Annotated in this window: 30 protein-coding genes; 2 read left to right on the forward strand and 28 right to left on the reverse strand. The window is 39.7% G+C overall.

Translation table 11 applies throughout. The features are described from left to right. Window positions 1-8: 8 nt before the first annotated feature. The 28 genes from ACQCVH_RS22305 to ACQCVH_RS22440 all read right to left on the reverse strand — a co-directional run bounded on the left by ACQCVH_RS22305 (window position 9) and on the right by ACQCVH_RS22440 (window position 16,545). Entirely contained in the window at window positions 9-629 is a 621-nt protein-coding gene (locus tag ACQCVH_RS22305) for an HK97 family phage prohead protease (RefSeq protein WP_426837797.1), read from the reverse strand. After that, complete coding sequence (locus ACQCVH_RS22310; protein ID WP_426837798.1) at window positions 553-1,899, reverse strand: phage portal protein; 1,347 nt, start codon at window positions 1,897-1,899, stop codon at window positions 553-555. Before ACQCVH_RS22310 ends, ACQCVH_RS22305 begins: the two co-directional genes overlap by 77 nt. Before the next feature lie 15 nt (window positions 1,900-1,914). After that, window positions 1,915-3,642, reverse strand: coding sequence for a terminase large subunit (locus ACQCVH_RS22315; protein WP_426837840.1), 1,728 nt, complete (start codon window positions 3,640-3,642; stop codon window positions 1,915-1,917). Continuing rightward, a complete protein-coding gene (locus tag ACQCVH_RS22320; protein WP_426837799.1) occupies window positions 3,642-4,175 on the reverse strand; it encodes a phage terminase small subunit P27 family in 534 nt (177 codons plus the stop codon). Before ACQCVH_RS22320 ends, ACQCVH_RS22315 begins: the two co-directional genes overlap by 1 nt. A gap of 107 nt (window positions 4,176-4,282) precedes the next feature. Continuing rightward, window positions 4,283-4,648: an HNH endonuclease gene (locus tag ACQCVH_RS22325; RefSeq protein ID WP_426837800.1), complete on the reverse strand. Its 366-nt coding sequence runs from the start codon at window positions 4,646-4,648 to the stop codon at window positions 4,283-4,285. A 238-nt stretch (window positions 4,649-4,886) separates the two neighbouring features. Further along, window positions 4,887-5,111: a hypothetical protein gene (locus ACQCVH_RS22330; RefSeq protein WP_426837801.1), complete on the reverse strand. Its 225-nt coding sequence runs from the start codon at window positions 5,109-5,111 to the stop codon at window positions 4,887-4,889. Window positions 5,112-5,221: 110 nt separating this feature from the next. Beyond that, window positions 5,222-5,437, reverse strand: a complete 216-nt coding sequence (locus ACQCVH_RS22335) for a hypothetical protein (protein WP_426837802.1) — start codon at window positions 5,435-5,437, stop codon at window positions 5,222-5,224. 102 nt (window positions 5,438-5,539) lie between these two features. Beyond that, entirely contained in the window at window positions 5,540-6,043 is a 504-nt protein-coding gene (locus ACQCVH_RS22340) for a hypothetical protein (protein WP_426837803.1), read from the reverse strand. Between the two features lie 168 nt (window positions 6,044-6,211). Further along, window positions 6,212-6,784: a hypothetical protein gene (locus ACQCVH_RS22345; RefSeq protein ID WP_426837804.1), complete on the reverse strand. Its 573-nt coding sequence runs from the start codon at window positions 6,782-6,784 to the stop codon at window positions 6,212-6,214. Further along, entirely contained in the window at window positions 6,784-7,731 is a 948-nt protein-coding gene (locus ACQCVH_RS22350; RefSeq protein WP_426837805.1) for a hypothetical protein, read from the reverse strand. The genes ACQCVH_RS22345 and ACQCVH_RS22350 overlap by 1 nt, the downstream gene beginning before the upstream one ends. Before the next feature lie 202 nt (window positions 7,732-7,933). After that, window positions 7,934-8,476 carry a site-specific integrase gene (locus ACQCVH_RS22355; protein WP_426837806.1) on the reverse strand — a complete coding sequence of 181 codons (543 nt, stop codon included), beginning with the start codon at window positions 8,474-8,476 and terminating at the stop codon, window positions 7,934-7,936. Then, window positions 8,473-8,928, reverse strand: coding sequence for an ArpU family phage packaging/lysis transcriptional regulator (locus tag ACQCVH_RS22360; protein ID WP_426837807.1), 456 nt, complete (start codon window positions 8,926-8,928; stop codon window positions 8,473-8,475). Before ACQCVH_RS22360 ends, ACQCVH_RS22355 begins: the two co-directional genes overlap by 4 nt. Before the next feature lie 83 nt (window positions 8,929-9,011). Then, a complete protein-coding gene (locus ACQCVH_RS22365; protein WP_426837841.1) occupies window positions 9,012-9,188 on the reverse strand; it encodes a DUF3954 domain-containing protein in 177 nt (58 codons plus the stop codon). Between the two features lie 64 nt (window positions 9,189-9,252). Beyond that, window positions 9,253-9,432 (reverse strand): hypothetical protein, encoded by a 180-nt coding sequence (locus tag ACQCVH_RS22370; protein ID WP_426837808.1) that lies wholly within the window; start codon window positions 9,430-9,432, stop codon window positions 9,253-9,255. Window positions 9,433-9,820: 388 nt separating this feature from the next. After that, complete coding sequence (locus tag ACQCVH_RS22375) at window positions 9,821-10,012, reverse strand: hypothetical protein (protein WP_426837809.1); 192 nt, start codon at window positions 10,010-10,012, stop codon at window positions 9,821-9,823. A gap of 24 nt (window positions 10,013-10,036) precedes the next feature. Further along, complete coding sequence (locus tag ACQCVH_RS22380) at window positions 10,037-10,255, reverse strand: hypothetical protein (RefSeq protein WP_426837810.1); 219 nt, start codon at window positions 10,253-10,255, stop codon at window positions 10,037-10,039. Between the two features lie 153 nt (window positions 10,256-10,408). Then, window positions 10,409-11,668, reverse strand: a complete 1,260-nt coding sequence (locus tag ACQCVH_RS22385; RefSeq protein ID WP_426837811.1) for a DNA cytosine methyltransferase — start codon at window positions 11,666-11,668, stop codon at window positions 10,409-10,411. A gap of 548 nt (window positions 11,669-12,216) precedes the next feature. Further along, entirely contained in the window at window positions 12,217-12,405 is a 189-nt protein-coding gene (locus tag ACQCVH_RS22390) for a Fur-regulated basic protein FbpA (protein WP_426837812.1), read from the reverse strand. A 3-nt stretch (window positions 12,406-12,408) separates the two neighbouring features. Further along, window positions 12,409-13,464, reverse strand: coding sequence for a DnaD domain-containing protein (locus tag ACQCVH_RS22395; protein ID WP_426837813.1), 1,056 nt, complete (start codon window positions 13,462-13,464; stop codon window positions 12,409-12,411). Window positions 13,465-13,482: 18 nt separating this feature from the next. Then, a complete protein-coding gene (locus ACQCVH_RS22400) occupies window positions 13,483-13,800 on the reverse strand; it encodes a hypothetical protein (RefSeq protein WP_426837814.1) in 318 nt (105 codons plus the stop codon). Window positions 13,801-13,878: 78 nt separating this feature from the next. Then, window positions 13,879-14,085 (reverse strand): hypothetical protein, encoded by a 207-nt coding sequence (locus ACQCVH_RS22405; protein ID WP_426837815.1) that lies wholly within the window; start codon window positions 14,083-14,085, stop codon window positions 13,879-13,881. Continuing rightward, entirely contained in the window at window positions 14,079-14,267 is a 189-nt protein-coding gene (locus ACQCVH_RS22410; RefSeq protein WP_426837816.1) for a hypothetical protein, read from the reverse strand. The genes ACQCVH_RS22405 and ACQCVH_RS22410 overlap by 7 nt, the downstream gene beginning before the upstream one ends. A gap of 24 nt (window positions 14,268-14,291) precedes the next feature. Further along, window positions 14,292-14,660 (reverse strand): zinc-finger domain-containing protein, encoded by a 369-nt coding sequence (locus ACQCVH_RS22415; protein ID WP_426837817.1) that lies wholly within the window; start codon window positions 14,658-14,660, stop codon window positions 14,292-14,294. A 180-nt stretch (window positions 14,661-14,840) separates the two neighbouring features. Further along, window positions 14,841-15,176, reverse strand: a complete 336-nt coding sequence (locus ACQCVH_RS22420) for a hypothetical protein (RefSeq protein WP_426837818.1) — start codon at window positions 15,174-15,176, stop codon at window positions 14,841-14,843. A 2-nt stretch (window positions 15,177-15,178) separates the two neighbouring features. Next, window positions 15,179-15,496, reverse strand: coding sequence for a hypothetical protein (locus tag ACQCVH_RS22425; RefSeq protein ID WP_426837819.1), 318 nt, complete (start codon window positions 15,494-15,496; stop codon window positions 15,179-15,181). Window positions 15,497-15,630: 134 nt separating this feature from the next. Next, window positions 15,631-15,894, reverse strand: coding sequence for a helix-turn-helix domain-containing protein (locus tag ACQCVH_RS22430; RefSeq protein WP_426837820.1), 264 nt, complete (start codon window positions 15,892-15,894; stop codon window positions 15,631-15,633). Between the two features lie 77 nt (window positions 15,895-15,971). After that, entirely contained in the window at window positions 15,972-16,289 is a 318-nt protein-coding gene (locus tag ACQCVH_RS22435; protein ID WP_426837821.1) for a hypothetical protein, read from the reverse strand. Between the two features lie 13 nt (window positions 16,290-16,302). Further along, the gene (locus ACQCVH_RS22440) at window positions 16,303-16,545 is read right to left on the reverse strand and encodes a helix-turn-helix domain-containing protein (protein ID WP_426837822.1); all 243 of its coding nucleotides are present in this window, start codon (window positions 16,543-16,545) and stop codon (window positions 16,303-16,305) included. A 166-nt stretch (window positions 16,546-16,711) separates the two neighbouring features. Here ACQCVH_RS22440 and ACQCVH_RS22445 point away from each other — a divergent pair, with 166 nt between their 5' ends. Together ACQCVH_RS22445 and ACQCVH_RS22450 are read left to right on the forward strand one after the other, a co-directional pair. After that, window positions 16,712-17,056, forward strand: a complete 345-nt coding sequence (locus ACQCVH_RS22445) for a helix-turn-helix domain-containing protein (protein WP_426837823.1) — start codon at window positions 16,712-16,714, stop codon at window positions 17,054-17,056. A 121-nt stretch (window positions 17,057-17,177) separates the two neighbouring features. Then, a complete protein-coding gene (locus ACQCVH_RS22450) occupies window positions 17,178-17,675 on the forward strand; it encodes an ImmA/IrrE family metallo-endopeptidase (protein WP_426837824.1) in 498 nt (165 codons plus the stop codon). The last annotated feature ends 6 nt before the right edge of the window (window positions 17,676-17,681 follow it).

Here is a 17,681-nt window from a genome sequence, read left to right on the forward strand (position 1 = left end):
GAGCCCTTTTATAAAAGCTCTAGTTCTAATTCTAGTTTCCTTTTCCGGTATTCCTCTGAAGCTCTTTTCTCCTCAGCCTTAAAATCATCCAGGGATCGGATTCCAACTTCATTCGCTGGGTAGGCAGGGAATGCGACCGGGCTAATCTCATACAATTCGGCATTGAGGATTGAACGTTTATAAATTTTTCCTTCTTCTCTTTCTTCTGATGACCACTTATCTTTTGTAACTTTCATCCCAAAAGAGATTCCATCCACATCTCCGCGCTTGATTAGCTCCCATGCATCGTTTCCTACAGAAGTGTTTGGAATGTTTAATTCGAATCGGAGCTCACTTTTGGTATTTTCAATCTGAAGGCTACCACTTTTGGTGTTTCCCAGTACTTGAGAGGTGTCATGCGACCAGAGTCCGACAACATCCCTGCTTTTCAAACTCTCATCAAATGCTCCGGAAGAAATCTGTTCAATAATGACATCCCCGTACCAATCGCGCATTTCAGCCGAGTCTGTATCGTATTTAATGGCCCCTGTAATGGTCCTTGTTTCGGATTCTTCATTCGTCTCCCTGATCTCCAGTTTCACCGGAAGAGCCCTCATCTCCTTCGTCGTCTTCGGCAGCTTTTGATTCATTGTTTTCACCACCTTTCGAGTATTGTTGGCCAGCCATTGTTAAAGGAATGACGTTCCCATTAAACAGTAATTGGTCACCGCCTGGCATTGGCGGCTTTTCCTCCAGAGCCCTTACTTCATTCGGAGTAATAAATCCTTTTTCAATCCCTTTTCCATAAGCCTCATATCTGGTTTTAATATCACCGCGCAATATGGCATCCACATTAAACCGGCAATAAAAACCCTGCTCAAGCTCACTATCCAAAAACAGTTTCCAGTCCATCTCCTGTTCGTATGTCGTAAGCGAAGATTGGAGGGAATCAACATAAAATTCCCGTTGCTGGTTCTCAATATTGGTATGTGTAGCTCTTGAAAGGTCATTTAATTGGTGTACCTTAATGCCAAACGCATTGGCAATTTGCCGGATTGTCATTTGGGTGTTTTCCAAGAATTGGGCATCTGCCATATTTAAAGAAATCGGAGTGAATTGATAGCCAACTGGCATAAGTGCAATCCTGTGACTATTTTTCAGACCAGAAGACATTTCCTCAAAATTCTTACGGAATTCCTCTTTAGCACCAGGACTTAGATCACCCACATATTGCACTAGACCCTTAACCTGCAATCCCTGTTTAAAGAAATTATTGATAAATTTATTTGAAGCAGCAGCATTTTCTAATGTAGATTTCATGTAGTCCAATGTTGGAATACCGATAAGCCCATTAAGCGTCAAACTGCCTTTGAAGTGTAAAATTTCTTCTGGTATGAGTTTTCTTTTTTCAGTTGGGCTTACTTCAATTTCATACCATAGCTTGGTTTTTGAGGTTAAAAAGTTTGCATTATCCACAACTACTTTTACCTTTGCCGGGTCCAACGGCCATAGGCCGATAACTTTGCCTGTCCTTTTATCGTATTCGATGTTGGCATAGGCATTTCCCATGCTCCGGTGCGCCTCCATGACCTTCCAGAAGTCACTGGCACTCATATAAGGGTTGGGTCGAAGTTTAAAGACCTGCTGCAAGTAGTGCCTTGTCCCTTTTTGAATACCGTTTTCATCTTCTTGGTAGACCTTCAAGGGCAGTTTCGAGACAGATTCAGACCGTATTCTTAAACACGCGAACACGGTATCAATTTTTAGAGAGTTTAAGCCTTTTACATTTACTTCCCCCGGCTCAAGCCCCAAAAGTTCCAGGAGTCGCTGATCGTCCTCATTCAGTTCCAAGGTTTCTCTTTTTTCTAAAGTTTCTTCGCTGTTACCGAAAAAGTTTCGTACAGAATTCCAAAGTTTCACATTTCCACCCCCTCCTTAACCCCATAGTTTCTTGAGAAAATCATCATCAGCAAATTCAGAGACGTCTACGCTACCCTCTGCTGAAGACATCGCAAGCTTCCAAGCATCAATAATGGCATCTACAGGGTCAATCCGCTTCTGCTGCAGGTCCTTATCAAGCTTTATTTCACCAAAAGAATTGGAAACTGTCTTTGCATTGGTGACAGACCAGGTAAGAAGTTCATTTGCTTCGTCGTATCCCACATTGCCTGCTTCGACTTCCAGCCGGAAATCCACCGTTGGATCATTTAAATTCCTTGCAGATTGTGTAATTGACACCGAATCAATGCCCAATTCCTCCAAGTCATTTAAGAAGGCAGATGCATTATGAGGATCATAACCGATCATTTTCACTTCGAGACTGTAATCTTCAATCAACCTGGCCAGATAAGAAATAATGTATTTATAATCAGTCTTTATCCCCCCAATCGTCTCAGTGGCGGTGAGCAGGCCTGCTCTAATCCACATATCATAAGGGGCTTTGTCTGATTTGATATGCTCAGCCACCCGCTTAATTGGTATAAAGGAGTGCGAATGGATAAAGTACTTCCTTACGTAATTTTCTACATAGGGGAATATAAGTGCCAAGCTCGTCAAATCTCCCCCGCTGGATAGATCAAGCCCTGCATAACACGAAAAACCCTTGAAATCTTCAAGAGTCTTTTTGCTTGCGCTGCTTTTCCAGTGTTCAAGATTCATATATTGGTTGTCGGCAAATTGGACCCACTGATTTAAGGACTTTGTAAGGAAGTTCCTCATGTCTTCTCCGCTCATAGCCTTTGCTTTTATAGCTTCCGCACGAAGGCTTTCCAGCGTTTGATCTGTCCATAATGGGTTAGCTTTCACCCAATTGGTCTCATCCCATACATCATCATCCTTATCCAGTTCACAGATAAAGACAAACTGTGTTTCATCTGCCACTACACCAGCAAGTATCTTTTTACAGTATTCGTACAAAGCAAAGCATGGAGAATTTAAATCAAAGCCTGCTGTCGTGATAACTGAAATTAAGCATTGCTTTAATTTTTTCGTTCCATCTGCAAGCAGCTTATACATCTGATTATCCTTATGGAGATGGTATTCATCGACACTTGCAAAGTAAGGTCTGAATCCATCAATAGACTTTGTATCTCGTCCAAGCGCCCGGATTTCTCCATGTGATAAATTGCATAAGATCTTGCTGGCATAGTCCTTAATGGTGTAAAGGCCTTCCTCATAGTTGTCGCCACACAATTCTGGGTCAGCATTGATAAATTTGAAGCACTCTTTCAAAACAATCCGTGCTTGCAGCTCTTTTGTGGCCGTGCAATAGACTTGTGGATAGTTATACCCGTCAAAATTGCCATAATAGAGTGTTGGAACAGAATTCCCCAATGACTTTCCATTTTGGCGTGCCACCTGGATATAAGACGTTCTAAACCGGCGATATCCGGCCAACGTCCTCCATCCATGCCAAGAGCCAAAAATAAAATCCTGGAACCCATACAAGCAAAGTGGCTGCTCTTCCTCGCCTTCAGCAATTGTCAATGTTTCCGCAAATTCGATAATTTCATTTGATTTCTCACTATCCCATACATATGGAAAATTCTCTGTATCCTGCCGCTCCAAGTCCTTTAAATGCCGGTTACAAGCTTGCCTCTGGGACTTACCCGCGGGTATTTTCCCCATACATATATCCCAAGCGTAGGAAGTGACGCGATCGATCACTTCTGCCCACCGCCAAACTTAGCAAACTTACTCGGAGGCTTATCTTCTTTCTTGTCCGGGACAACCAGCTTGCAGCGAGAAGAAATAGTGAGCCCCAAATCACTTGCAGCTACTCGGCACTGCTTGAAAAGTTTATCCTGATTAATTAACAGTTCCGAATAGGTTTCATTGGAGATAGTTTTTGTACCTTCGTCAACAATTTTGCCCTCTTTATCTTTCTTGACATATTCTACTTCTTCCGTTGGAATCATGTTGATCAAGGACTCCGTGACTTCTAAGTACATCTTCTTTGCCAATAAAAAACGGGCCAAGGCATCCACATCGAGATTTGTCATAATTCCAATCTGAATGAGTTGGTCCGAAATTTTTTTGAACTCCCTTTTTAATTCCTTAGGCAGATAAGTTGGAGCTTTGACTTTGTCGCTGGGTGCTTTAACTTCTGTAGACTGCCTCTCAGCTATCTCTTGTTTGGTTAAGTTCTTTTTACCCTTATGTAGAATCAAATCTACTGGCTGTCTGGGTCTGGGCATCCAAATACCTCCTTTCCGAAATTTTATTTAGGGAGTTTTTGCGCGAAAAAACGGGGGATGCGGTCTTGGGCGATCTGCCCGAAAATTTTGAAATGGGCCCCACCCCTTCACCTATATTTCCTTTTATCATCTGCCGTCTTGATTGCGTGGCACCTGTTACATAATGATTGAAGGTTATCAAGCACCAACCTTAACTCCCAGGCTTCTTTGATCGGTATGATATGGTCCACCATGTCAGCCAGTGTGATAGTGCCTTTGGCCAGGCAATGCTGACATATACCAAGGTCTCTTGTCAGCGCTGTTGTTCTCAGCTTTCGCCAGGCCGAGCTCTTATAGAAGGTAGCAGACTCTTGATCTCTTCTGTATTTGTCATAAAGCTTGTGGCGTTCACTTTGCAAAGGTTGGCACCGGTCACATTTATCTAAGGAGATATCAATCGCTTTGCCGCAGCTGCACAGCTTCAACATTGCCATTTCTGTTCTCTCCTCTTACTTTCTTCTTATGGATCCATTTACTCTTCTATAGGTAGCACGATTCTTTCCCATGATTTCTTCCCAATCCTTTCTGGTCAATTCATTAGAAGGTTTTTTTTGCTTGGACCGTAACCGGCTCAGTTGCTGCTTCTGTTCATCAGATAAACGATCAGCAAATTTTGTTCCCAATATCATCACCCTTCTTTCTGCAAAATAAAAAGACACCCAGATGGATGCCTTAATTAAAAATCATATTAATAATCGGTCTAAACACTTCGCTATAATTACCAAAGGTTAGATATAAAACTACCCCTATTCCACCGCCAAGTTTAACGAGGTTATTAGGCACTTTTATTACAATAAAAAGTAATACAAACAAGCTTAAAATAGGAAACAACGGATCCACTACTGCACCTACTAAGTATCCTATAGTCTCTTTAAACTCAATTAAATTAAAATTCAACACCATTCCTCCTTTATCTATAATTATCAAAGAAAAATAACAATTGAACAAACATTATAATTCGACAATTCAAGATAATAAAAGCATACCCGAAGGAATGCTTTTATTCATTACTTTTTTAGTTTTTCACAACGGAAAATGATTTGAAGATTAATATCTAAGTTAGATAGATACATAAAGAATCTGTCTACTACCTTGTATGAATAACCTTCTATAGAAATCACTTCACCCGGGTTTGGTATTGGAGCCCCGAAGTTATCGTATATCATTTCATTTTCATGAATAGGATCTCCATACTCATCATGAAACACCAATGCAACTGTCACATTATCACCTCGCTTTCATTTTATAATTATCAGCGAAAGGCGGTTTGTGGACAATTCCTATCATTCGTCAATTTGTGACAAGAGCTTGAATTAAATACCCAGTTATTTGGATAACTTCCATTCCTCAATCTCGGAAGACAAGTCATTCCACTTTCTTATATTTGCCAAAGTAAATGTTTCTGCTTTAATCTTCTCCCACCTATCAATTGCATACTCTTGATTTAAAATATACTTCCTGTCCTTAAGGATATTCAAGGTGCTTTCCATAACCTCAGTTCTCGGTCCCATTCCCGATTCTTTGTTGCGGCTTATAAGTTTTTCGTTTAGGATAATTGCTTGCCCATGAGTAGAGAGTTCATTTTTAAGATGATAACTCACTCTATCGGCTAAACTTAATATTAAAAACTCTTCACTTAAACCTGTATCTTGAATTAAGAATTGTAATCGTTTTTTGATTTTTTCTATATCATCCTTTTCGTCTACATCTAAACCTAAGTCAAAGCCTACAATAACCAGGGTTCTTTTAATAATTGATTTTTCAGTTACTTCTTTAGACCACCTGCATAACGATTCGATAAAATTTTGAAAAAATAGGTTGTTAGTCATTACTCTCACTCCTTCATTACAAAGATTCTACAAAAAGAGTGAATTTCCTTCCTTATACAATAAAAAACGACACCCGATTAAGTGCCGTCTTGATATATTTCGTTAATACCATAATAACAAGGAAGTCTTAAAAATATCGTTCAAGATTCTGCCATAATCCTGCCACGATTAATACTCCTCATTTACCATTATTGTAAAAAGTATTTTCAGGTTCCTGACTGAAACAAAAATAGTGGTAATAAGCATATAAATCCATAGCAAAATAATTATCCACCACCAGATATTAATGTTGAAATCTATGGGAAGATTAATTATTGAAGATATGACCAGCAATAATACTCCGATAAAAATAATAAAAAACTCAGTGACAACAGCAGCACAAAAAAACGTCATCATAATTTCGAATAAAGTCTTTTCAGGAAACTTGGTACTGCGTTCTCTCCGAAGATCTTCTAATAATTTTGAGCCTGAAGTTGCTAAAACTGAGATGCTCGCAATGTTAAATCCCGCCAGTATTGAAATAAAAGTTAAAGTTTGATTGTTGATGTCTTTAATGCCTTTAAGGACAGTGCTCGAGGAAGGATCAATAGAGACAACTAACCACATTATCAGCCCTGTAAGCAATAACGGTATTATGAAATCAAAAACTTTTTCTGATCTTGAAGAAAATCTTAGATAGTTTATTGACACTTCAATTGGGAATTTATTAGCTTTCCAGAAAAGCTGGGTCCGTTGGACCATTATTCATCCCTCCATAGCTCTTCCCTTTTTCGACCTACATCTTTAACTTTATTATATAAATCATCGGAGTCAATATTTTTCTTTTCATCAACTTCAACATTTAATGTATACTTCTCAGATATCTTGCTTAAGTAAACCCGTTTAAATTCTCCTTCTTGTTTTCCTATAACCTTGATATTGTTTACCCCTTTTATAGGTGCGGTTGTTCCTCTTGGCTTAATTTTTTCAATATATTCACCAATCTTCTTTAATCCATCTTTCTTATATTTTGACTGCATAATTATGGTAGCGTAGTTCGCCTCAAACTCTTTAGCCTGTTGTCTGGCCCTCGTCATTAACTCATTCTCGAAAGAATTAGTTTTCTCAACAGCAAGTTCGATTTCAATCTTTGATACCTCATCCAATCTATTTACTTCGTCAATAAAGTCTCCTCTCAAGAGAGTACGGATAGAAAGATCGTGAATATCATGATTTTCCATGTATTCTTTCCCGAATTTAGCAAAATAATCTTCTACTTTTGATCTAATTACTTTCATATCACCTTGGAGAAGTAATAGCCCGTCGCTTTGTCGCAGATAAAAGTAAACAAACTTTTCTTCTCCTTCCCTCGGCAACTTATTATTATCTCTTTGTGCAAGTGTATCTACGTGTCTTAATTTCCCAACATAGCCATACTCAGCATATAAGAATCTGCCAACTAGATAATTATGCTCTTCTTCCTTACCATTCACTAAATATTTTTCTGCATACTCGTCTATTTGATCCAGTAAAATAAACCAACCGTTATGAATTTGTTTTATATCATTAGGATTATTATCCAGAATGTCAGCAACTAATTCTTTGAAATGGGTAGCATTCCAAAAGTCTCTGTAATATTCTTTTTGATTCTCATCTTTCCTAATTTCTTGAAAATCAATTTGGTATCCATAAAAATTTCTTTCTGCCATTTCTTTTCCCCCAGATATTCCCTTTTGGTTTTTATGATACCATAATACTCAATTCAGTTCACCATATCTTATATTTTGTGTAACTGCCCGAAGGGCTGCACCCCTTGATACAAGTGATAAAATCAGACTACTTAATTTGAGTTCCACATTACACTTTTTATGATTAACTGAATAAAACAAAAAGAAAAAAGCGATAAGCAGGCTATATTTTAAACCTGCTCATCGCTTTGTCCATTCCATCCTGGTTAACGCCAATATACTTTAGCGTAATATCCGGCGTGGAGTGGTTGAAGATTTCTTGAAGCATTGCTACATCTTTTGTCTGTTGATAAAAATGATATCCAAAAGTTTTTCTCATTGTATGAGTTCCAATATCCTTAAGCTTAAATTTAGCTGCAGCCTTTCGAAGTATTTTATAAGCCATACTTCTTCCAATAGGCTTATTCTCTCCCTGCCGGCTTTTAAATATATATTCATCATCTGGCTGCTCAGTAATACACCTTTTTAATTCGCGCCTCAGAGCCGGAGTAATTAATATCCATTTCTGCTTACCGGTTTTTTGTTCTCGAATGATAATGTGTTTGTCCTTCACATCACCTACTTTTAACTTTAGGATGTCTGAAATTCTGAGGCCCGTATTGATTCCCATTAAGAAAAGGAAATAATTACGTTCACTCTCCTCCTTCAAGTATGCCTTTATGGCTTCTACTTTCTCTATATCACGTATTGGCTGTACATAGTTCATGCTCCATGTACCTCCTTATCTTCATAGATCTCAATCCGGAGAGCGAATGCCAATTTGTAAAAGGCCTTTGATTTATAGCGGTGATATGTCCTCTCGCTCATATGAAGCTCGCTGTAGACCTGGTAATCAAAGATATCATCATCATTCATATACCGGCGAATGATAATAGCTCTTTCCTTATAGCCAAGCCTATTGACTGCAGCAAGGACCCTGGTAATGTACTCCGTCCGTTCCCGGTTATAATCCACGTTATGAATGGCGGCATTCTCAGTTGAGGAATTGAATTTATTTGTAGTCGAAGGTGGTACAAGTGAAAAATTTTGAGTGACAGAAGGCAATTGATCTATTTCTTGAGATAGAAGGTAAACGCGGTATTTTTCTAATGCCTCCTCCACTTTCCTCTTTGTTTCATCCCGATCAATGGCTGCTAAATGAAATTCTAATTGTCCCATTATTTCCCCTCCATTCCAAAATAAAAGGACACTAAGCAAACGCATTAAGCGTTCAGCTAGTGTCCCTGGTTGTTCCAGTAGACTTATAATTTATGGGTGGAATTTAATTCGTAGTGAGATACCTTGCCTGATTGCCAGGCAATCACTTGCTTGCCATATCCATTTGGCGGACTGCTCACAAGAATAAGTTTTTCATCTTTTACTATATAGGTAGCATTTTTCTTTAAGTCTATCTCTGCAACCATTCTCAACAAATCCATGTTCACCAGGATTGCCCCCTATGATATAATTTAGATGGGTAGCCGGGGGAAATCCTGGCTTTTTTTATGCTCTTTTCGACTTTAGGCTGCTTTCATTTGCTTTTTTAGATCTCCACTTATAATCTGGACTCGTTTGAGCTGAGCCCTTTCTTGAGCCCTTCTTCGGTTGCTTGATAGGATACTTGGCCACGTATGCTGCTAATTCTTCTTCAGTCATATACCATACTTCAATTTTCCCAACCATAACTACACTCCTTTTTGTTGGATGCCATTTACAAACAACTAGTTTTTCTAATACAATTTACCTACACTAATCTTTATTGAATCTAACTAGTACCTTTTGCTGGACATCACCGATGAATAACTGGTGTAAAGTCAAACAGACCTTTGACTCCACACCCGAAAGGGGTTTAGACAGCCCTTCGTGTTTTGCACGTAAATAACGCTTAAGGGAAAGTCGCAATTTTAATTAAGATACAAAGTGTGGATATGTCTTAACTGGACATAGTCTTTTGTGTGACAATGCATATCTGCATCAGCGGAAATCGGATATGGAAATCACACGAGCAAGGGCTAACCCTTAACATTTCATCAAGAATGGCTCTTGCTTTGCTATTTTTTCGTATAGTTCATTAAACTTTTCTGTATTCCAGCAACTCCACTGGTGTCATTTCATAATCTTGCTGTGTCCCATCATTGCAATATTCATAATGAATAACACCCTTTAAATCCTCACATTTCACCCATATCAGATTATCAACGGAAGGGTTTTCGATTGGCTCAAATAAAGCATCGTATTTTCTTCTGACCCTCATTCGACTCACTCGCTTTCCTTCACGTATAGTTCACTATTTGTCGTAGTGTCTCTTTACTATTTCATTTAAGAATGGGTTTTCCATATAGTAAACTGGATAGTCCAAATCACCCTGTTCTGTATATTTTTTGTGAGCACTACGGACAACGCCTTTTGAAAGGACTCCAGTTTTCCTCCAGTCAGTGATTTCTAAGAAGCCCTGTTTTAATTCTTCATTTGATAGCTCACTAACTATTTCATCAATCCTTTTCATAAAATCCCTCCTTAAATGCACGGTATGAGTCACTCCCCCCAGAAACCTCATGGCTAAACTCTATATATGGGCTGCTGCAGAATGGGCAATAAGTAGGCTCCTTGCCATCCTTCACAGAAAAATCTTCTCCGCATTGGCAGCTGTAGACATCTCTCAAGATATATCCCTCCTAGAAACCTTATATCGGTCATTTGCTATACACATTTCCGGAAGATTAGCTCTTACCAAGGCATCTGGAAAAGCTGGTGGTACTGAATTACCTACTCTTCTTATTTGATCAGATTTGGTACCGATCTGGTGAATATAGTTCTTAGGGAAACCCTGACCGGCAAATAACTCATGTGGCTGCAGCATCCGTAACCCAATATCCGAGATGGCGTATCCATTTGATTTAACTGCTACCAGACCGAATCTATCTCTGGTAGTGATGGTGTGCAATGGCTCTTTTAACCCTTGCCCCACCCCTTGACCGTAATATTTCATCAGGAAGGCAGTCACTAATCCAAATCGGTTGCCTCCCGCCGTTATGGTATGAAGTGGAGTTTTTAAGGAAAGCCCCCTTACCTCATTACTGGATTGTTCTGTGTAATAACTGATTAAGAAAGCCGCCTTATGTTCATCTGGCACCATAAAGGGGTTTTCATCCTCAAGAACAAACCTTTCAAGGCCTCTTTGGATCCGTTTCAGAGTGTTAGGTACTAAAGGTTTCCTTCGGTCAAATATTGACGGTACTCCAATGGACCAGTCGATAATTTCGCTTGATGTTCTCCAAGGCTTTTTTCTTCCAAGCTGTACAGCCGGACTCTGCGGATCTCCATGAGTAGGCTCCGGCCAAATTATCTTCTTCCCATCACAGCGTGCAATCATAAAAAATCTTTTTCTTATGGTCGGTGCCCCATAATCACAGGCCTGCAACTCCCTAAATTGGACTTCATAACCTAATGATTCCAAAGCTTTTACAAAGCTATTGAACGTGACACCCTTCAATTCCTTTCGTGGTTTGCCTTTGCTATCCAATGGGCACCAATCTTTGAATTCCTCTACATTCTCAAGCATGATGACCCGCGGCTTTACTGCAATAGCCCATTTAACCGCTATCCAGGCTAAACCTCTGATTTCCTGTTTAACAGGTTTTCCACCTTTGGCTTTTGAATGATGCGTACAATCAGGACTGAACCAAGCCAGCCCTACCCTGCGGCCGCGGCAGGCTTCTTTCGGGTCCACATCCCAGACACTTTCGCAATAATGCTCTGTATCTGGATGATTGGCCTTGTGCATGGCAATGGCAGCCGGATCGTGATTGATTGCAATATCTACAGATAAGCCAGTAGCCATTTCAATTCCTGTGCTGGCACCGCCCCCGCCGGCAAAGTTATCGACTATGATTTCTCTAAAGAGATCGAGCTGTTGCATCAGAGTTCCTCCTCATCAACTGAAGTTTTGTTCCAAGCACTCATTGCAGATAAAGCTTAATAAATCATCGGGCTCCCCGGGAGAAGCTTCCCCTCCGCACATCACGCAGCTGTTTTCTGGGCAAGTCTTTTCTTGCGCTGTGCTCATCGTTTAATCAGCCTCAACATCTTTTTCGGCTTATCCGGGGGCCGCCTGCCTTGTCCCATTCTGGGATAGCTGTTTTCCCAGCGCCTTTCCCATTCCTTCAGTGCGTCAGCCTCTCCCTTAGAACACCTGATATGTAGCTCGTATAAGGGGAGCTTTTTAATTTCCGTACGCCCGACAACCCTGAAAAGGTTATGCTCCTCTTTGCATTTCACAGAGCAATATTGGACTTCATCAGAAGATATGGAGAATACCTTCTCACAGTTAGAACATTGACTCTTTTTGCCAATCAGCAGCTTCACGGATAACCCTCCTTTCTAGTTCAGCGATCGCCGCATTTCTGTGTATTACCGTTCGTCTGGCCAGATAATATAACTGACCGAGTGTTAGGTTGTTCATGGTGATCACACCTCAATATCCATTGAGATTTCCCGCCCAAAGTTACATGCCATGTCAATGTACATTCGTTCAAGGTCGGTCAAGGTGGAGTCCGACAGTTTCTTATGGTCTTCAGCATTAGAGTGACCGGACTGAATAAGTCGCTTTATGATGAACTGCTTTCGTTTTTGAACTTGATCCATAAGTATCGCCATGGTTTACTCCTCCTGGGTCCTATACTTTTTCATCCGCTCCTCCAAGGCTTTTCGCTTTTCGGCTGTAGCCTTGTCATCAACTGCGGCTGGTGCAGCCACTGGCGGAGGAAACTTTGGTTCATCAAACCAGTCCGGAAGCTGTTCTTGGCGTACCGGAGCAAAAGGTTTTCTAACACCTGTTCTGCGCTTACTAGATTGCTCTTGGTGGGCCATGATAAGAGCATCGGCCTCTTTGACACTAGTAATCTTCTTTTCAGCCCAGTTGATTAATATCTTCTCAACGTAGCTCCAGCTTTTAGCTCCACGTTCGACGGCTATTTTCATTGCTTTAACAATTAGCTCATCATTAAGATCATTGCACCAGCTGCTGATTTTTTCTTGGATGTATCCTCCAATGGTTCCGAATCCATTTTGTTCAAAGAATCGGAATGGATTTTCATGAGCAGGCGCGGGCCCCTCTTCTTCTTCTTTTTTATCTGTAGTAATCTCTGTAGTAATCTCTGTATTTGTCCTACGTTCTGGCGTAGGAGGGTCCTCCGTTCCAACGTAAGAGGGTGATACGACAGAGTGTGGGAGGTCGTCCCCATTTATTGTATGAGGGGGTACGTTAGAACGTAGGAGGGTAATATCGATTTCCTCATACGTAATCTTTTTGATATTTTCAACCACCGGTTCCAAATACATGACGTTGTTAACAGAAATGCCAGAAGCAGCTTTTATGTCTCGAAATTGCCTAACAACCAGGTTATGCTCAACCAAAAAGTCCATTGCTTCTTTAACTTGCCGCTTCGTGAAACCGAATTGGTCGGAAAATGCCTGATAATTTCTTTGTAGCATATCGGCCTTAAACTTTTTCTTAGTTTCAACAATCTGCCCAGTAAGCTCGTCCCTTACAACAGTGGGACGATACCAGTAGACAATGTCACTCAATAGTGTAATTGCCACAAAATTCGGTTTATTATTTTTAAAAGTGATATTTTTGTACCACTGCATAGGTACAACATTACCTTGAATATTTAACTGGTTCATATCGTCAACTGCGGAGCAACCTGTTACCACTTGAAAAACCGCCTTTCCTTATGAATCTATAAGATCAGTAAGATTATTGTGATCCATTGCATACCATTTTGTTTTGTCCATTGGATTCTCATTAAAATTGTTGCTGATTAAATATCCCTTCTTTTCAAGTTCTTTTATTGTTCTTCTGATTGTGCTCATTGATAGAAAGGGAAGTTCTCTAGCAAGTTCTTCATAGGTTTTAGCAATCCACCGATTCTCTAAAAGATAATGCTTACTGTCGCAAATCAGATTATTCAGATGGGTTAACAACACGGCTTCATTCAAACTCAATTTACCGGCTATTAAATAAAGATGATTGATTTCTAACTTTTTCATTTAAATCCCTCCATGACTTATTCTGTTAATCAGAATAGCACAATCGGTGGCAGCAACATGTTATCGATAGGACTGGAACTACTCTATAAGAGTTTGCTCATCTTCCTTCTCTCCTTCCTCAACCCGATTGCAAAGGGCAAATGCACCCTCAATGGATATCAAAGCGTAATCTGGGTATCTAGTTAAATATTTCCGCACACGGGTTAAAAAAATTTGCTCCGGCATAGTTCCTTGTTGATCCAGAAGCCATTTTGGGAGCAATACTTTTGAGTGGTAATCTAACAAATCAAGTCCTCCACCTGTTCAATAAAAATGTGGACATAATGGTCTTTATTTGCCGGTATAGTTTCTTTCATTCCTTCGGCTATATCCATACACTCTGACACGCTTTCAGCAGGCACGAATGCTGTATGGACAGTACAGAATGATTCATTTATCCTAATATCGAAATCGACCGAAAAGAGCATATTTTATTCCCTCCTTTCACAGCCTCAGACAGCTTTTCCGTGTTGCTTTTTTCTAAGTGCGTGGAGTTTTGCGGTCACTGATGGCGAGGACCGGTGCAGCCTCATAGCAAGGTGTGAAGTTGAAAAGTGCTTAGAATGATTTAGGAGATAAGTTTCTTCCTCTTTTGACCAGCTGCCTGCTTTCAAAGGCCTTTCATCAAAAGATTCATCAAACTGTTTTAAGTTCCCAACGAGCCGAGATGACAACTCTTGCATTTTTTGGCCGATAGGACATTCCCTTATACAATAGGTCATGTTATCGTAGCCATTACGATACTCGCAGGCGCCACATTCAGAAGATAATAAATTGTTGATTTCAATTCGGATTTCCTTTTTTTCTTGGCGGGTAGCCATTGACTCTTCCCCTTTCTGCTATATTCGGTTCGAACCGTAATGGCCAGGAACAATCAAAGGGTAGAGGAGGGTAGAGATGACTCCTCCTGGCCATTACGGCAAGCCCGAATCTTGCCGCAAAACAGAATATATGTTAATGTAGTCTTATCCCAAAATTACTTTTTTAAAGGCAGTGAGTGTTCAAGCACTTGCTGCTTTTTTCTTGCCAATTTTCGGGCCGTTTGTGTACTGGAAGTTAAAACGGATCCTCTCAACCTCTGCCCCCAGCAATCTATACTGTTCTGATTCATCCATCCTGCCCATTTTCCGAAGCTGTTTTCCGTATTTATTTAAAGACTGTGTGACATAGATCATCTCCATTCCGTCCAGTTCCACTGAAGGTTTTGCTCCCTCCACCTTATTGAAAGCGATATCGAAAAGACGTTGCCCCATCCCCTCAAGATCCTGCTGAAAGGCTGTCATGGCTGTAAGTATCATAGAGTGATTGTTGCTGTTAAACTTAAGTATCTGTTTCAAATTTAAGACCCCTCTCTGAATTCTTGTACGCTTCCCATAAGCTCCAACATCTCTTTACACTCATATTTACAGATATGGAACTCCTCTACGATAACCTTTCTCTTTTTAGACATTGAATAGTATTTTACAGAGCGAGCAGTCGAGAATAAGACAGTAACAAAGACTTTTTCGGTGTTCACTATAATTTTGAAGTCATCCCTATCCCCTTTTGCCCTGGCGACATCATCACTGATTTTTTCTTTAAAGTCAGATCCGAAAGTATTAGAGGCAGTTTCTAAAAATTGTTCAACGTTCTCAACAGTTTCCTTGTTTTCGAACATTTTCTTTTCCCCCCGTTATTTCTGTTTTCATAAAATCAATTACAACTATCCCCATAAGGACAGCAGCTAAGGTTAACAGGTACCAGACGATTGCGGACAACTCTTCACCTCCATGACAGTTAAAAAGGGTTCAATTAAAACCAGCAAACCAGACTCCCTACTAGAGGCAATAGCTGTTGGATAAGATTGATACCGTCCATTCCATATAAGAATGCGACTGCGATCTCTGGTGTATTAGTTGCTTGAATCCATTGTAAAAAAGTGTGCATATCCGGGATCTTCCGGTCTTTTTCATACTTAGAAACGCAAGACTGAGTGCGATTCAACTGATGTGCTAATTCTTCTTGTGATAGACCGGCCCGTTCCCTGCATGCTTGCAGAACAGCGCCGAATTTCATTACGTTCACCCCCTTTCAATATTCCAAATTGGAATACTCAATCCTGATAAAACTTGCTAACATGAAGGTAAATAAAATCACATAGCCTCTTGCTCATAAAATTTAGTGTTTTGCTCAACCCAATTGGTGTGCTGCTCTATCCATTTCATAAGCAGGTGTGTTGGGATCCTAACGCCGAACTCTCTGACAACCGGAAAATCAGGTCGTCTCATAAGTTCTGACATGGTAGTTGCCCCGCACTTGAGAAACTCCATTGCTTCGGTCCTAGTCATAATCGCCGGGGCAGAAAACTTAGCTCTACCGTCTTCTACTCCTTGCTCATATGCCTTTTGAATAAGTGCTTTTAACTGAAGGCTGGCGATTTGTTGTTCAAGATCTCTGAGATTATTTTGCATTTTAGAATCCCCCTTAAGCTGTATTGACTCTAGTTCTCGAAACGTGAACATTTTGCGTAAAAAAAAGCGAATTAATTTCAACTCCCAAAACCTTAGCTATTTCCGGTAATTTTTCAGCACTTATTCCTTTTTTTCCTGATTCAATTTCACTGATAATTGAAGGGTGTTTATACCCTATTTTCTTAGCAAAATCAGTTTGAGTTAGTCCTTTTTCAACTCTCAACTCTTTAATACGGGTACCAAGTTGTTCTTTCATAACGACACCACCTTACATTCTCGTTTTGTGAACCTTGTACCCTGATTATATATTCTCGTTTTGAGAATGTAAAGGATTTTATTCTCATTTCGTGAATTATATTTCTCACATAGAGAAATGGTGGTAGTATGGAAAAAGAAGTGATTATGGTAGGAGTTGTTCCAGTATGAATTTTGGAGAAAGATTAAGGCAATGTCGGGATAAAAAAGGTTACACTCAAAAATTTGTCGCTGACAAGATCGGAATCAAAAACAACACACTATCCAGTTATGAATCCGGCAAAAGGCAACCCGATTATGATACATTAAAAAAATTGTCCGATTTATATGAAGTGTCTATTGATTACATACTTACAGGCAATAAAAGTTCTAATTCACCTGATGAAATGTGGAAAGATTTTCTTGACCCAAAAACTCAGGTATTCTTTAAGGATTTGATGGATGCTCCAGAAGAAAAGATTGAAGAGCTTATTAAGTTTTGGGAGATAATCAGGGATCGAGACAAAAAATAATAAAACACTAAGTACGTGTTTTGTTTTTACAGTGGTTGGTAAATAAAATGATAATTGGCCCTCCCCTGGGCTTTTCTTTTAACCAAAAAACGAACATACATTCCCAAGTGTGGAGGATTTTATGAACTACCCAACATCCTTGTTAGAGGACTGGATAAAAGACTTTTATTATGACATTGGAATCTTTCATCCTCATCAACTGGACCTTACTGAAATTGCATATAGATTAGGTATGGTAGTTAGCTTTGAAAATATGTCCAGTCGCATATATAAAGAGAAAGTTATTATTGATGAAAGATTACCCACTCAAGAACAATGGGAAGACTTTGGTCATGAATTATGCCATGCTCTGCGCCATTTCGGTAACCAAATGATTATGTCAGAGGAATTTTTGCAACTTCAGGAGTTTCAGGCCCGTTATTTTTCTTTACATTTTTGCATACCGACATTTATGCTGCAAAATTTAAAATTTCCTTTTACACGCGGACAAGCTATTCATTTAATTGCAGAAACATTTAAGGTGACTTACTTGTTTGCAAAGAGAAGATTAGAAATGTATGAGAGCAAAATAAGCTCAACATTTTTTTATGAAGAACTCTATAAAGCATATAAGGAGTGAGTGACT

The organism is Bacillus infantis, assembly GCF_050107595.1.
GTDB classification, from domain to species: domain Bacteria; phylum Bacillota; class Bacilli; order Bacillales; family Cytobacillaceae; genus Bacillus_AB; species Bacillus_AB infantis_C.

Excerpts from the sequence above, each read along its gene's own strand:
- ACQCVH_RS22450 (WP_426837824.1), top strand. The coding sequence starts at position 17,178 with ATGAACTACCCAACATCCTTGTTAGAGGACTGGATAAAAGACTTTTAT.
- ACQCVH_RS22385 (WP_426837811.1), bottom strand. The coding sequence starts at position 11,668 with ATGCAACAGCTCGATCTCTTTAGAGAAATCATAGTCGATAACTTTGCC.
- ACQCVH_RS22355 (WP_426837806.1), bottom strand. The coding sequence starts at position 8,476 with ATGAACTATGTACAGCCAATACGTGATATAGAGAAAGTAGAAGCCATA.
- ACQCVH_RS22390 (WP_426837812.1), bottom strand. The coding sequence starts at position 12,405 with ATGGCGATACTTATGGATCAAGTTCAAAAACGAAAGCAGTTCATCATA.
- ACQCVH_RS22320 (WP_426837799.1), bottom strand. The coding sequence starts at position 4,175 with ATGCCCAGACCCAGACAGCCAGTAGATTTGATTCTACATAAGGGTAAA.
- ACQCVH_RS22440 (WP_426837822.1), bottom strand. The coding sequence starts at position 16,545 with ATGAAAGAACAACTTGGTACCCGTATTAAAGAGTTGAGAGTTGAAAAA.
- ACQCVH_RS22415 (WP_426837817.1), bottom strand. The coding sequence starts at position 14,660 with ATGGCTACCCGCCAAGAAAAAAAGGAAATCCGAATTGAAATCAACAAT.
- ACQCVH_RS22410 (WP_426837816.1), bottom strand. The coding sequence starts at position 14,267 with ATGCTCTTTTCGGTCGATTTCGATATTAGGATAAATGAATCATTCTGT.
- ACQCVH_RS22425 (WP_426837819.1), bottom strand. The coding sequence starts at position 15,496 with ATGTTCGAAAACAAGGAAACTGTTGAGAACGTTGAACAATTTTTAGAA.
- ACQCVH_RS22365 (WP_426837841.1), bottom strand. The coding sequence starts at position 9,188 with ATGGATTTGTTGAGAATGGTTGCAGAGATAGACTTAAAGAAAAATGCT.
- ACQCVH_RS22435 (WP_426837821.1), bottom strand. The coding sequence starts at position 16,289 with ATGCAAAATAATCTCAGAGATCTTGAACAACAAATCGCCAGCCTTCAG.
- ACQCVH_RS22430 (WP_426837820.1), bottom strand. The coding sequence starts at position 15,894 with ATGAAATTCGGCGCTGTTCTGCAAGCATGCAGGGAACGGGCCGGTCTA.
- ACQCVH_RS22445 (WP_426837823.1), top strand. The coding sequence starts at position 16,712 with ATGAATTTTGGAGAAAGATTAAGGCAATGTCGGGATAAAAAAGGTTAC.
- ACQCVH_RS22305 (WP_426837797.1), bottom strand. The coding sequence starts at position 629 with ATGAATCAAAAGCTGCCGAAGACGACGAAGGAGATGAGGGCTCTTCCG.
- ACQCVH_RS22370 (WP_426837808.1), bottom strand. The coding sequence starts at position 9,432 with ATGGTTGGGAAAATTGAAGTATGGTATATGACTGAAGAAGAATTAGCA.
- ACQCVH_RS22400 (WP_426837814.1), bottom strand. The coding sequence starts at position 13,800 with ATGAAAAAGTTAGAAATCAATCATCTTTATTTAATAGCCGGTAAATTG.
- ACQCVH_RS22345 (WP_426837804.1), bottom strand. The coding sequence starts at position 6,784 with ATGGTCCAACGGACCCAGCTTTTCTGGAAAGCTAATAAATTCCCAATT.
- ACQCVH_RS22340 (WP_426837803.1), bottom strand. The coding sequence starts at position 6,043 with ATGACTAACAACCTATTTTTTCAAAATTTTATCGAATCGTTATGCAGG.
- ACQCVH_RS22325 (WP_426837800.1), bottom strand. The coding sequence starts at position 4,648 with ATGGCAATGTTGAAGCTGTGCAGCTGCGGCAAAGCGATTGATATCTCC.
- ACQCVH_RS22380 (WP_426837810.1), bottom strand. The coding sequence starts at position 10,255 with ATGAAAAGGATTGATGAAATAGTTAGTGAGCTATCAAATGAAGAATTA.
- ACQCVH_RS22360 (WP_426837807.1), bottom strand. The coding sequence starts at position 8,928 with ATGGGACAATTAGAATTTCATTTAGCAGCCATTGATCGGGATGAAACA.
- ACQCVH_RS22350 (WP_426837805.1), bottom strand. The coding sequence starts at position 7,731 with ATGGCAGAAAGAAATTTTTATGGATACCAAATTGATTTTCAAGAAATT.